This window comes from Aquimarina brevivitae (assembly GCF_004216895.1).
GTDB classification, from domain to species: Bacteria; Bacteroidota; Bacteroidia; order Flavobacteriales; family Flavobacteriaceae; genus Aquimarina; species Aquimarina brevivitae.
The window spans coordinates 274557-288082 of the sequence record NZ_SGXE01000002.1 but is presented as its reverse complement, the minus strand read 5'-3'; the positions used below and the strand labels follow the sequence as shown (position 1 = coordinate 288082).

11 protein-coding genes are annotated in these 13526 nt (G+C 36.6%); 4 read left to right on the top strand and 7 right to left on the bottom strand.

Annotated features, from left to right (window positions below):
- Positions 1-81 precede the first annotated feature (81 nt).
- Positions 82-1536 carry an SLC13 family permease gene (locus EV197_RS09090; RefSeq protein WP_130286441.1) on the top strand — a complete coding sequence of 485 codons (1455 nt, stop codon included), beginning with the start codon at positions 82-84 and terminating at the stop codon, positions 1534-1536.
- 10 nt (positions 1537-1546) lie between these two features.
- On the opposite strand, the gene EV197_RS09085 is transcribed toward EV197_RS09090, so the two are convergent.
- The 4 genes from EV197_RS09085 to EV197_RS09070 all read right to left on the bottom strand — a co-directional run bounded on the left by EV197_RS09085 (position 1547) and on the right by EV197_RS09070 (position 5053).
- A complete protein-coding gene (locus tag EV197_RS09085) occupies positions 1547-1960 on the bottom strand; it encodes a YeeE/YedE family protein (RefSeq protein WP_130286440.1) in 414 nt (137 codons plus the stop codon).
- Between the two features lie 3 nt (positions 1961-1963).
- The gene (locus EV197_RS09080) at positions 1964-2521 is read right to left on the bottom strand and encodes a YeeE/YedE family protein (RefSeq protein ID WP_130286439.1); all 558 of its coding nucleotides are present in this window, start codon (positions 2519-2521) and stop codon (positions 1964-1966) included.
- Between the two features lie 108 nt (positions 2522-2629).
- Positions 2630-3667, bottom strand: coding sequence for a cytochrome d ubiquinol oxidase subunit II (cydB, locus tag EV197_RS09075; RefSeq protein ID WP_130286438.1), 1038 nt, complete (start codon positions 3665-3667; stop codon positions 2630-2632).
- Between the two features lie 3 nt (positions 3668-3670).
- Entirely contained in the window at positions 3671-5053 is a 1383-nt protein-coding gene (locus EV197_RS09070) for a cytochrome ubiquinol oxidase subunit I (RefSeq protein WP_130286437.1), read from the bottom strand.
- A gap of 235 nt (positions 5054-5288) precedes the next feature.
- On the opposite strand from EV197_RS09070, the gene EV197_RS09065 reads away from it, so the two are divergent.
- A complete protein-coding gene (locus tag EV197_RS09065) occupies positions 5289-6170 on the top strand; it encodes a sterol desaturase family protein (RefSeq protein WP_130286436.1) in 882 nt (293 codons plus the stop codon).
- A 409-nt stretch (positions 6171-6579) separates the two neighbouring features.
- On the opposite strand, the gene EV197_RS09060 is transcribed toward EV197_RS09065, so the two are convergent.
- From EV197_RS09060 to EV197_RS09050, 3 genes are all read right to left on the bottom strand, one after another.
- The gene (locus EV197_RS09060; RefSeq protein WP_130286435.1) at positions 6580-7257 is read right to left on the bottom strand and encodes an aspartate/glutamate racemase family protein; all 678 of its coding nucleotides are present in this window, start codon (positions 7255-7257) and stop codon (positions 6580-6582) included.
- Between the two features lie 144 nt (positions 7258-7401).
- Positions 7402-8817, bottom strand: coding sequence for an MBL fold metallo-hydrolase (locus tag EV197_RS09055; protein WP_130286434.1), 1416 nt, complete (start codon positions 8815-8817; stop codon positions 7402-7404).
- Positions 8818-8895: 78 nt separating this feature from the next.
- Entirely contained in the window at positions 8896-10635 is a 1740-nt protein-coding gene (locus EV197_RS09050) for a SulP family inorganic anion transporter (protein ID WP_130286433.1), read from the bottom strand.
- Positions 10636-11105: 470 nt separating this feature from the next.
- Here EV197_RS09050 and EV197_RS09045 point away from each other — a divergent pair, with 470 nt between their 5' ends.
- The gene (locus EV197_RS09045; RefSeq protein WP_130286432.1) at positions 11106-11948 is read left to right on the top strand and encodes a DUF5675 family protein; all 843 of its coding nucleotides are present in this window, start codon (positions 11106-11108) and stop codon (positions 11946-11948) included.
- The gene (locus EV197_RS09040; protein WP_130286431.1) at positions 11945-13510 is read left to right on the top strand and encodes an N-acetylmuramoyl-L-alanine amidase; all 1566 of its coding nucleotides are present in this window, start codon (positions 11945-11947) and stop codon (positions 13508-13510) included. Before EV197_RS09045 ends, EV197_RS09040 begins: the two co-directional genes overlap by 4 nt.
- Positions 13511-13526: the final 16 nt, after the last annotated feature.

The window sequence follows — 13526 nt, the reverse complement described above, 5'->3', positions numbered from 1 at the left end:
ATAACAGTGCACCTTTTTTATGACTAAGATTATTTCGATTTCATAAATTAAAGTAACTTACCTACTTTATATGCTGCTGAAATGAAAATAAAAACCATCGGACTTTTATTAGGACCACTATCTTTTGTGATACTGAATTTCTTTCTGCATCCCAAGGGATTAAATCCAAAAGGTATTGCTACACTAGCCATTGCCGTATGGGTGGCAGTCTGGTGGATTACTGAAGCGATACCCATTGCGGCCACTGCATTATTGCCGTTAATTTTATTTCCATTAACAGGAGTACTTTCGGCAAACGAAACTTCATCAGCTTTTGCAAATCAAATGCTATTTCTATTTCTTGGTGGATTTATCATCGCGGCAGCCATAGAAAAAACAAAGCTGCATAAACGCATTGCTTTAACTATTATCTATAGGGTTGGTACCAACTGGAACAAAGTGATTTTAGGTTTTATGATGGCTACAGCATTTCTAAGCATGTGGATTTCCAATACCGCTACTGCAGTAATGATGTTGCCTATTGGACTAGCCATAGTCACCAGTTTAGAGGTTTCTAAAAAACAAAAACAAGTGATGGGACGATCCCTAATGCTCGCAATAGCTTATGGATGTTCTATAGGGGGTATTGCGACCATTATAGGGACTCCAACCAATATCATCTTTGTAGGTATTGTGGAAGAACTCTATGGACAAACTATCAGTTTTACGCAATGGATGTGCATAGGTTTACCTTTTAGCCTCTTAATGCTAGTAATTGGTTGGGTTTATCTAACTCAGTTCAAATCTTTTCATAAGTTGCAAGAGATACCCGGGGGCAAATCCGCTATTTATAAGCAACTAAAAGAATTAGGTACAATGCAATATCAGGAGAAAGCAGTTTTCTTCATATTCATCGTAATAGCAATTTCTTGGATTTGTAGTTCATTTCTATTGAAAAAAATACTTCCAGGCATCAACGATACCGTAATAGCCATTATTGGCGTGCTACTATTATTTTTAATTCCTTCAGGGAAAAAGAAAAGATTAGGTATTATAGACTGGAAAACTGCAGAACGAATACCTTGGGGGATCCTACTACTATTTGGAGGAGGACTTGCATTGGCAGAAGGTTTTAAAACCTCTGGGCTAGCAGCCTGGATAGGAGATCAGTTGGTGATATTTAAATCACTGCCAATGCTATTAATGCTGTTAGGGATTGTAGCTGTAGTTAATTTTCTAACAGAAATCACCTCCAACGTAGCCACCGCAGCAATGCTCATGCCAGTGTTAGCTGCTCTGGCATTTTCAATTGATATTCACCCCTATTTTCTAATGATTGGGGCAACTATTGCAGCATCCTGTGCCTTTATGCTTCCGGTGGCAACACCCCCCAATGCAGTTGTATTTGGCTCTGGGTTACTTTCCATAAAACAAATGGTTCGTGCAGGATTGTGGATGAATATAATTTCTATCCTTATTGCTACAGTGATGGTTTACTATTTACTTCCGCTTGTTTGGCAAATAGAGTTCTCCACGTTTCCTGAATTATTTAAATAACCTATGTTGTTTAATGTGGCAGCTTATCTTTAAGTAGTCCGTAAACATAGGTTCCTAAAATTGCAGAAGCTATCACTACTAAAATAGGACTATAGCCGGCTCCTATCAAAGTAAACATGGGTCCTGGACACGCTCCAGCCAGCGCCCAACCTAATCCAAATAAAATACCTCCAAACATGTACCTGCTAAAACTCCGCTCTTTTGGCATAAAAACAATTCGCTCCCCGTATATTGATTTTAGTTTAAATCTTTTGATCAAAAATATCAGTAGTGCACCAACAATCAAAGCTGAGCCAATAATGCCATACATATGAAAGGATTTAAACTGAAACATTTCATAGATCCTAAACCAAGACGCTGCTTCTGATTTATACATGGTTATACCAAAAATGACTCCGATAACTAAATAAACGACTGCTCTCATATCTTAAAATAATAAAGGAAATAACAAATGAACCATGACCAAACCGCCTATAAAAAAGCCGATAACGGCTATAAGTGATGGTAATTGAAAATTGCTTAGTCCACTAATGGCATGACCAGAAGTACATCCACCTGCATAGCGTGCTCCAAAACCTACTAAAAAACCTCCTACAATTAAGAATATAAGGCTAATACCATCTCCAAAAACACTTGTGTCAAATAATTTCTCTGGTAAATAGGCAGATCCAGCATCATTAAATCCTAATGTGTTCAGTTCATGGATTACCTCTGGGTGTATGGCTACATCTGTTGTTGTACTTAGCAAATGAGCACCGATAAAACCGCCAATAATGGCACCGAGTACCACAAGTAGATTCCAGCGTTGAGATTTCCAGTCAAACCTAAAAAAATGGGTTGTTCTACCTGCTCCACAAATCGTGCAAAGTGTTCGAAGGTTGGATGACATTCCAAAATTTTTACCGACAAAAATCAACATTCCCATTACCAATGCAATCATTGGACCCGATATATACCAAGGCCAGGAATCCATTAAAATTTCCATATTTTTCTTTTTGACAAAAATAATCGATACCCACCCAAATGTCTGTAACAAATGTTACCTAGCACCTAAAAAGTAGCAAATTGCTTGTTGTAACTACTAGATCAAAACTTAGTAACTGGTTTCATCCAATTGAACTTTTCCTTTAAATGTTCTATACACAAAAATGGTATATCCCAAGACCAGCGGCCCACCTATCGCCACGAAAGTCATCATTATTTTCAACGATTTGGTAGACGAAGCTGAATTGTAGATATCAATATGGTACTTAGGGTCAATAGAAGACATCAAAAGATTAGGATATAGCTCTATAGCTACCAACATCAACAAAAATGCTATGGTTAACGAAGAAAAGAAAAAAGCAATTCGAAACCTCTTCTTATTAGCTAATCGCGGCACATTTGCAATACTCAAAAACGTTAGTACAGGAATTATAAAAAGGTAAGGGTTTTGTTTAAAATCATCTGATAAATGCGGAATATATAATAAGGTATACAAGGTAGTAATACCAAAACTTACCATAAAGAAAATCATTCCTTTCTTTAACAAAAGGGTAAGTTTTGCAAACATTCTTCCCTCTGTCTTAAGCAGCAAATAAATAGCTCCGTGTGCCATAAATAGCGCCAAGGAAGTACATCCCGTCATTAAGGAATAAGGATTAAGAAATTCAAAAAAGCCAGCTTCTTGATACAAATAGTTTTCGCCAATAGCGATTCCTTGAAGCACATTACCTAATACAATACCTAATAAAAATGCAAGCATGATGCTGGAGATACTATAACACGTATCCCAAAGTTTTCGCCACCATTTCATTTCTTCTTTACCCCTGAACTCTATGGCAATTGCTCTAAAAATAATAAATACTAAAAAGAGCATAAAAGGAATATACATTGAGGAGAAAAAGGTAGCATACATCAATGGAAAACCAGCAAATAATGCTCCACCTCCAATAACCAGCCAAACTTCATTACCATCCCAAACCGGTCCCACAGCATTGAGGGCAATTCGTCTTTGATACCCGCTTTTAAAAAATAAGTGCCACGCTCCTGCTCCAAAATCAAATCCATCCAATATGGCGTAGCCAGAAAATAAACCTCCTACAACTAAAAACCACCAAGTGGGATAATCTATTCCTAAAAATGTTTCCATAAATTAAGCGTTTCCTGTGAGTACTTCAGTAATACCTTTGGTTAGTGGTCGATCATCATCTTCAGACTCATCATAAGGCCCATGCTTAATTTTTTTATTGAGCAAGTAGACAAAGAGTAAAAACAACAAACTATACACCGCAAAAAATAGGATTAATGAAAACAAAATCTGATTGCTTGTTACCGCCTGCGAAAAAGCTTCAGAAGTTCTCAAAAGTCCATACACCACCCAAGGTTGGCGCCCCATCTCTGCAGTAAACCAACCTACTTGATTGGCTATTTGTGGTAATATAGCGGCAAATACAAATATCCACAACAACCATTTTTTTTCAAACAAAGATTTTTTAAACCAAAAGAAAACCGCTAAACACGTTAACAGAATTAACGTCATCCCTATGGCTACCATAATATGATAAAACTGAAAAACTGCATTTACCTGAGGCGGACGTTCATCTTTAGGAAAAGCGGTAAGCCCCGTAACTGGTGAATTAAAATTATAATGCATTAAAAAAGATAGTCCTCCGGGAATTTTAATCCCCGACACCCTTTGCTGTTCCTTATCTACCCAACCTAGTATATACATATCTGCCGGTGCATTTGCAGCAAAATGCCCTTCCATAGCAGCCAATTTAGCCGGTTGATATACCGCAACGCCTTCCGCAGAACTGTGACCTGAAGCCAATTGACTTAGCGAAAACACTGTGGCTACAACCAATGCTATTTTAAATGCTTTTTTAGAAATATCCACATACCTTCCTTTTATCAAATAATAAGCGTGTACACTCAGCACCAGGAAAGCACCTGCCAAGAAGGCACCCAACCATACGTGTAGTAATCGATCTACACTAGATGGATTAAATACCATCGCCCAAAAATCAGTAATCTCTGCCCGAGCGTTCAATCCTTCGCCTACGATATGATAACCTGCTGGTGTTTGTTGCCAACTATTTGCCACCACAATCCATATGGCCGAAAACATAGACCCTAAGAACACACCTACCGTAGCTACCAGGTGCACCCAAGGTTTGACTCGGTTCCATCCAAATAAGAGCACGCCCAAAAAACCACTTTCTAAAGCAAATGCGAAAATACCTTCTGCGGCTAAAGCGCTACCAAAAACATCCCCTACGTATCTGCTATACACCGCCCAATTGGTTCCAAATTCAAATTCCATAACGATTCCTGTTACCACACCAATCCCAAAGGTTAAGGCAAATATTTTAGTCCAAAATTTAGCGAGCACGTGATACTCTTTCTTTTTGGTGCGTACGTAAATACTTTCGAAAATGACCATCAACAGCCCCAAACCAATACTTAATGGCGGGTAGATGTAGTGAAATGCAACAGTAAAAGCAAATTGGATTCTGGCAAGAATTTCTGTATCCATAGAAGAGAAACTTTGTGTTTCAAAGATACGGTACAAAAATCAAAAAACTACTGCTGACCATCAGATTCTCTTTAAGAATCCCGCAAAAATAATTGCCTATTATTCAAAAAATAGCAGCGATCATTTTTACAATATCCATAAAAACACCCCACCACTTATTCCTCAAACTGTAACCAGAGTTACAAAGGTACTCATCAAAAAATGGTACTTTTGTACCTTATCTATGTTGATGATTATGGAGTATTATATTGAAGGCTTTTTAAATGCACTACTGGGCACTGTTAATTACACCTGGAAATCTATACTATTCCAGGTAAGCTGGTATCATAATTATTTCTGGGGGCTAATTCTAATTTCCGTCGTAGTTTGGGGATTGGAGTTATTGTTTCCGTGGCGAAAAAATCAGGCTGTTTTTAGAAAAGATTTTTGGTTAGATGCCTTTTATATGTTTTTCAACTTCTTTGTTTTTGCCATTGTTATCAGTGGGTTTTATAAACTAATAGCACTTTTTTTTAACGATTTAGGCATCAGCGCCACTTCTCTGGCAATAATTAATACAGCTAACTGGCCGATGTGGCTACAATTATTAGTGTTTTTTATCATATTGGATTTTGTGCAGTGGTTTACCCACCTGCTTTTACATAAATATCCAGTACTGTGGAAATACCATCAAATTCACCATAGTGTAAAAGAAATGGGGTTTGCAGCGCATCTGCGTTATCACTGGATGGAAAACATCTTTTACAAACCACTTAAAACACTTGGTGTAATGCTATTGGGAGGTTTTGAACCAGAGCAGGCTTACATCGTACATTTTATTGCGATAACCATAGGTCATCTCAATCACGCCAACCTTAAAATTACCTGGGGGCCCTTAAAGTATATTTTTAATAATCCTGTGATGCATTTATACCATCATGCCTATACTTTACCAAAAGGCAGTTTTGGTGTCAATTTTGGTATCAGTTTAAGTGTATGGGATTATCTGTTTAAAACCAACTATATTCCAGAAGACAGCGGAACTGTTGAAATTGGTTTTCCTGGTGATGAAAAAATCCCTAAGGATTTTCTGGGACAAGTAAGCTATGGGTTTAAAACAGAAAATAAGAAATCATAATCAAATTTTTGAATCCAATATCTATGTAGTTTCCAATTTATTTTAACCTATCATTTTTAATCTTAATCTCCAAATCAAATGAGTTATTGTACTTGCCAGGAAACCAAATAACCATAGAGCCAAGGTGATTCCTAAAATCGGCATACCACATTTAATATCGTTCTCAACAGTTTTTGGGTAAAGGAATTTTGGGAAAATAAAAATGTAACCTCCTAATATTAGTACATAAATAAAAAGATCTGAGAACCTTAATTTATATCTATTCTTAACGTAGTAGATTAGGAATTGAAACACTGAAATAAAGAAGATAAATAGTAATATCATGTTTGTACTTCCTTACCTTAAATTTTACTTATTATTTGATAGAGCAAAATAATATTTTTAAACAAAACCATTAGCTTCTAAAGTATTAGTTACCCAAAATAAAATCCACAGCCATCTGGGCGTGTAGATCTGTGGTAGAAAGTAAAGGAAGTACTGTTGCTTCATTTTTCATTAGTATAGGAAGCTCAGTACAGCCCAAAATAATACCATCCGCACCCTGCGTTTTTAATAGCTCTATTTGCTGCTTATAAAATTCCTTTGCTTCCGCTGTAAATTTACCTTGCGTTAATTCATCAGCTATATACTTATGACATTGCTCTAAATCCTTGGGTAGTAGGGTTTGGATACCAAAATCTGTTGCCAACACATTGCTTATAAAATCTCGCTGCATCGTAGGCTTAGTACCTAACAATCCTAATTTTTTCAATCCTTTATTAGCAGCCTCTTTACCTGTGGCACTTGCAATATGTAGTATCGGAATCTTAATTTTAGGCTGCACATATTCGTACACCATATGTGGCGTATTGGCACAGATAACAATAGCTTCAGCACCAGCTTCCTGTAGGGTTTGTGAGACTTCAAGATATTTTGCATTGATCTCATCATCATCTCCTTTTCGCATCACCTCAACGTTGAGACTGTAGAGTAATAACTCGGGATTAGCCTGTGCACCAATTTCGTTAGCCACCAAAGTATTGATCAATCGATAATATTCAACTGTAGCGTGCCAGGAAGTACCGCCTATAAGTCCTAGAGTTTTCATAAAAAGTTTTGTTTACAATCCTAAGATACCGCAATCTTTTTGTTTTTTGAAATATCTAGGGTTACTGATGGTACAAAAAGGGTATAAACCTCATAAAACCAAAAAAGTCCGCAAGTTGCGGACTTTCTATATTTATTATACAATTTATTTTAAGGTTGTTGGACACACATAATCAGTAACCGGTATAGCTGCTTCTTTAATTGCTTTAAAGCCACCAGCAACGTCGATTAGGTTATGAATTCCTCTACTCTTCAGGATTGAAGCGGCGATCATACTTCTATATCCCCCTGCACAGTGTACATAGAAGGTTTCTTTTTCTGGAAATTCAGTTAGATACTCATTTAAAAAGTCCAATGGCGTATTTTGCGCATCAGCAATGTGCTCTGATACATACTCACCTTCCTTTCGTACATCGTATACTGGAGTTTTATCGTCGGCTTCTAATTGTTTTTTAAAGGTATCTGCTGATACACTATCCACCGTATCATAATCCTTACCTGCTTCTTTCCAGGCTTCGAAACCACCTTTTAAAAAACCAAGCGTTTGATCAAATCCAACTCGGCTCAGTCTAGTTACTGCCTCTTCTATTCTACCCTCTGGAGCGACCAACAAAATTGGTTGTTTTACATCCGCAATCAATGCGCCTACCCAAGGTGCAAATCCACCATCTAACCCAATAAAAATGGACCTGGGTACGTGCCCTTTGGCAAATTCATTTTGATGACGAACATCTAAAACTATAGCTCCGGTTTCGTTGGCTGCCGTTTCAAATGCATCTGGAGATAAAGCTTGCGTACCCCGTTCTAACACCTCATCAATATCATCATAACCTTCTTTATTCATCTTCACATTTAGCGGAAAGTATTGTGGTGGAGGTAACAAACCATCGGTTACTTCCTTTACAAACTCTTCTTTTGTCATATCCTCTCGAAGTGCATAATTCATTTGCTTCTGGTTGCCTAAGGTATCTACGGTCTCCTTCATCATATTTTTACCACAAGCAGAACCAGCCCCATGTGCAGGATAAACGATAACATCATCAGCTAATGGCATTATTTTAGTGCGTAAACTGTCATATAGCGTTTCCGCCAATTGCTCCTGGGTCATGTTCGCTGCTTTTTGTGCCAGGTCTGGCCTACCTACATCGCCAAGAAACAAGGTATCTCCACTAAATATAGCGTAATCTTTACCGTCTTTGTCTTTTAATAAATAGGTTGTACTTTCCATAGTATGTCCTGGAGTGTGTAAGGCAACTATGGTTACGTTACCTAATTTAAACTCTTGTCCATCCTTTGCGATAATCGCATCAAAACTAGGGTTAGCTTGTGGACCAAAAATAATAGGTGCTCCAGTTTCTTTAGATAAGGTAACATGACCACTCACAAAATCAGCATGGAAATGCGTCTCAAAAATATAAGTGATTTTTGCGTTATTTTTCTTCGCTTTTTCTATATAAGGCTTTACCTCTCTAAGTGGATCTATAATGGCAACTTCACCTTCACTCTCAATATAATATGCGCCTTGTGCCAGGCATCCTGTATAAATTTGTTCTACTTTCATATTTCCTTAATTTTACGATGTAAAGATACTAATGCTATTAATTATATACCGTAACTTTTGTTACAGATATAACACCAGTTAATCTAAATATAGTTTACTTTTATTTTGCCAGGCTATTTTTCGCTGCAATTCTGTTTTTGTTGTAATTGAAGTACAATACTGATAAGCATCAACAGTTTTTACAAATAGATTATTGCGACCGATAAGATCAATCAGTCCACTACTAAAAATAATATCTCTTGCTGGCCCGATGGCTCCGCTTACCAAGAATGAAATGTTTTTCTTCTTCAAATCCATAATTACTTGTTTCAGCATATGTATAGCACTGCTGTCAATATAATTGATACTTTCAGCATTTAAAATGACCGTGCTCAGTTTGGCATTTTTTCTTTGAATTTCTTTGTATAATTCTTTTTTGAAATAATCCTTATTACCAAAATACAATTGAGCATCAAAGCGTAAAATAAGCACCTTTTCATCAATAATCACTTCATCCCCGAAACGATTAATATTTTTAAAATAATCTGTGCCTTTTATATTTCCTAAAATCGCAATATGTGGTTTTGAGGTTCTATAAACCAACAACAGCAAAGACGCTAAAACTCCTATTAAAATTCCCTCTTTGATGCCTATGAGTAGGGTTAATCCAAACGTAAGTAACAATAAATAAAATTCATCTTTGCTGTTTTTGTATAAAGTTATAGGATAAGAAATATCAATTAACCCGAATACTGCAACCATAATAATGGCAGCCAAAATCGATTTTGGTAAGTAGTAGAAAATAGGCGTTAAAAATAGTAATGTTAATCCGACTATTAATACACTTACTAATGCGGCTACCCCTGTTTTAGCTCCTGCCTGATCATTAACAGCAGTCCTCGAAAAGCCCCCCGTTACCGGATACGATTGAAAAAGCGATCCAACTATATTAGCCGTTCCTAAAGCAATTAGCTCTTGGTTGGCATCTACTTCATAATCTTGATGCTTTTCTTCTATTGCTTTTGAAACTGAAATAGCTTCCATAAATGCTATAAGGGCAAGGGTTATGGCTATGGTAAAAAGTTCTGGGAATTTCGTTGTATCTAAGGTTGGTAATACAAAAGATGGCAACCCCTCTGGAACATTCCCTACGATTTGTAATCCAAAGGCTTCTAAATTAAAAAAATATGTGGCTACAATACCTAAAATAACAATAACTAAAGCTGCTGGAATTTTGGTATGAATTTTTTTTAACCCTAAAATAATGAAGATGGAAATCAGACCAATGCTTACCGCTATTAAATTAATAGTGTGCAGTTTCTCAATTATATGTTGAAATAAGCTTATTAATTGTGTAGTGTTGGTTACGTTTATACCAAGCAAATGCTTCACTTGACTCATTCCTATGGTTATTGCGGCTGCCGAAGTAAAACCACTGATTACAGGTTTAGATAAAAAGTTTACCAAAAATCCCATCCGTAATAGCCCCAAAAGCAATTGTATAGCTCCCATAAATAAAGCCAGGAAAATAGCCATAGCAATGTATTCCTCGATCCCAGACAAAGCAAGTGCCCCTAATCCTGAAGCTACTAATAGCGAATCCATGGCAACGGGCCCTACAGCCAACTGTTTGGAAGTACCCATAAAAGCGTACATAACTTGTGGAACTAATGCCGCGTATAAGCCAAATACAGGTGGTAGACCAGCAATCATGGCATAGGCCATACCCTGAGGAATTAACATGATACCTACGGTGATCCCTGCGGCAATATCACCAGATAACCAGGATTTCTTATAGACAGGTAACCATTGTATAATTGGGAATATTTTTTTTAACATATGATACTTTCATTAACGCTGCTACAACTGCTTAGCTTTTTAACTTTTCAAAGGTAAGGTTCAGTTAGCAAAGGTTCAGTAACATGAGTTACAGTCCTTATTGAATACTATTTCGAACTAAATTATGTCTACTAAAAACAATTATGGTTTGAATGTTTTCTTCATGATCTACAAAAACATGATGCTTAATTACATCAATACCATAGGTTTTCACCTCATTCGCAATGGGTTCTTTTCCCCTTTAAACCTTAAGATCAAAAAAACAAATACGATTTCAATTGAAAACAACAAAACACAATACAACATCAGTATTTCTAATACTTTCAAGACGTTTTTTACCCAACTCATTATAAATAAATTACCAAAACACCATAAAATTTATACGTAAATACTGTAAATCAATCAGTTATATCAATATTTGAACTACCTTTAAGTACAAATGAACAAATCATTCAACCACATTTTCACACATGAAACGCTTTTTTGCTCTATTATTAATAGCAGCGCTAATTTTAGCGGTTGTAATTTTCTTTACTAATCCTAAACTACTCGACAAAGTTTGGCTTTGGCTGATTGGTTTTGCAGGAAGCATCATTGGTTTTTTTAGAAATATTTTTGATCAGCTGAAAGGTGCTTTTGGTTCTAAAGAAAAAGAAGAACCAACTGTCGATCAACTTACCCATACACACCAAAAGGAGGTTACTTCTCAACTCAAGGATGCAGAGCAAAAATTAAATGAATTAAAAAAAGAGATTGAAGAACAAGAAGCTGTTTTAAAAACAACTACACCTTTTTTAGGTACAACCATAACTTTGATTCGATACACCTATGATGAACACACTACGCTAGGTTTATTGTATGTCCGAGATAAATTTACCGCATATACTTTAGAGGATACCTATAGAGAAGAAAAAATTAAAGGAAAAACCAGGATACCATCGGGCACCTATCAAATAGGATTTAGAGAGATCACAGATCCTCCATCACCATTAACCCAAAAATATAGGAATAGGTCCGATTTAAAGGATTTCTTTACCCATCATTTGGAAGTAAAAAACGTGGAAAATTTCAATTTTATCTACATTCATATCGGTAATGATCACGGAGATACCGATGGTTGTATCTTAATTGCAGATGGCATACACGCCTCTTCTTTAGAAAAGAAAATACTTAGCTCAGTAAAAGCTTATACTAAATTTTATAAACACATCAAAGCGCTCCTGGAAGTCGGAGAGCCTGTTAGATTAGTGATTTATGATGAAGACTGGATCGAACAACTACACCTTAACAATCTTAAAGTACAGTCAGCATGAAAAATAATGATATAAACCAATCGGACAGCATGAAATCAAATGCTACCACGGATACCAATAAAAAGAAAAGTGAACTTATAGATGGGGACTACAAAAGATTCTTTTTTAGACACGCTAGTGTATTGACCTGGATTCTATTTGGCCTGGGACTGATATCAGCTGTTCTCATTTTTTTGATTACCAAGGACCCTTTTAAATCTGCAGCAGTAATCTTTTTATTAATCTGGTTAGTGGTTTTTTTACGCTATTTTTTATGGGCAGTTTATCACTACAATGTCAATTATGGCTATACGATTAGAGATTGGGAAAAAATAGAAGACGCTAAGCAACGACTCAAAAATGGCGAAGTGGTTTTACAAAGCGAATTAGAAGAACCAAAATTTAACCCATACCGCAGTCAAACCTTCGGCGTTCCTCCTGGAACAGTACGGGGTATGCTGGCATTTACGTTATTATTTGGTGCTATCTCAATTTTGATATCTAGTATGGGGATGGAACAAGGACTTTTGGAAAACCCCACGCTCCGCTATCAGTTTGAATTTTTTGAAACTGCCTTTTTGATGATGATGGCTTTTTATTTTGGAGATAAGTCCTTACGCTTTTTGCAGTCGAGGTGGAAAGATAATACACCTACATCGAACAATACGCCAGAAAACAATAGCCAGGATAGACCATCTGACGCAGCTCCGGGTGCTAAAACTACCAATTTAGCGGGCAACTTAAAATCACAAGATGAACAATTTATTCAAGAAGATGCTGCCTTCGCTGCGAAAGAAGGGTTGGAAGACAAAACCAAAGACCTGTCATTACTAAAGGACACACTAAATACATTCTCCGCAAGTACCATTGCTTCTACGGAGAAAGAATCAGCAAAGGTAGAAGAAGAAGATCTGGTTGCCGAATTTGGTGAAGATGGGCAAGGCCAACGTAATTATCCCTGTACTCCCATTATTGATGCCGGCCACGGCGGTACGATAGATGGCGAATATACCACTGGTAATAAAAAACGTTATAAGTTTATAGGAACAGATGAAGAGTTTGAGGTTTTAGAAGGTGTTGTAAACCGTAAGATTGCCAAAAAGCTAATTAAAAAATTAGAAGAAAACGGAATCCCATATTACAGCTTAAATGTTTTTGAAGAAGAGGACCTAAAGCTTAGTGAGCGTGTGGCAGAAGCCAATAGAATGTACACTAAGGATAAATCTGTTTATTATTTATCGCTGCACAGTAATGCAGCTTCTCCCTCCTTACAAGGCAAGGGTACTACTGCCAATGGTATTGAGATTTGGACCAGTGTTAATGAAACCCCTAGTGACCAGTTGGCAAGAATTGCTAAACGTGAATACCAAAAGTTTTTTAATGGCAAATTTAAATTTAGAGGGCTCAAAGAAAAGAACCTGTATGTACTCAAACACACACGATGTCCTGCGATGCTTGTAGAGAATTTATTTTTTGACAATTATCAGGAAGCAAAGTATCTAATGTCTGATGAAGGACAAGATGAACTGGCAGAATGTTTGTTCAACGTAATCAAAAGTATTCTGTATTATTATGAGGATTAGGTTAGTAAACATAATA

Bases quoted from the DNA above. Each gene is read 5' to 3' on its own strand.
- EV197_RS09090 (WP_130286441.1), top strand. From the start codon at position 82: ATGAAAATAAAAACCATCGGACTTTTATTAGGACCACTATCTTTTGTG.
- EV197_RS09085 (WP_130286440.1), bottom strand. From the start codon at position 1,960: ATGAGAGCAGTCGTTTATTTAGTTATCGGAGTCATTTTTGGTATAACC.
- EV197_RS09080 (WP_130286439.1), bottom strand. From the start codon at position 2,521: ATGGAAATTTTAATGGATTCCTGGCCTTGGTATATATCGGGTCCAATG.
- cydB (WP_130286438.1), bottom strand. From the start codon at position 3,667: ATGGAAACATTTTTAGGAATAGATTATCCCACTTGGTGGTTTTTAGTT.
- EV197_RS09070 (WP_130286437.1), bottom strand. From the start codon at position 5,053: ATGGATACAGAAATTCTTGCCAGAATCCAATTTGCTTTTACTGTTGCA.
- EV197_RS09065 (WP_130286436.1), top strand. From the start codon at position 5,289: ATGGAGTATTATATTGAAGGCTTTTTAAATGCACTACTGGGCACTGTT.
- EV197_RS09060 (WP_130286435.1), bottom strand. From the start codon at position 7,257: ATGAAAACTCTAGGACTTATAGGCGGTACTTCCTGGCACGCTACAGTT.
- EV197_RS09055 (WP_130286434.1), bottom strand. From the start codon at position 8,817: ATGAAAGTAGAACAAATTTATACAGGATGCCTGGCACAAGGCGCATAT.
- EV197_RS09050 (WP_130286433.1), bottom strand. From the start codon at position 10,635: ATGTTAAAAAAAATATTCCCAATTATACAATGGTTACCTGTCTATAAG.
- EV197_RS09045 (WP_130286432.1), top strand. From the start codon at position 11,106: ATGAAACGCTTTTTTGCTCTATTATTAATAGCAGCGCTAATTTTAGCG.
- EV197_RS09040 (WP_130286431.1), top strand. From the start codon at position 11,945: ATGAAAAATAATGATATAAACCAATCGGACAGCATGAAATCAAATGCT.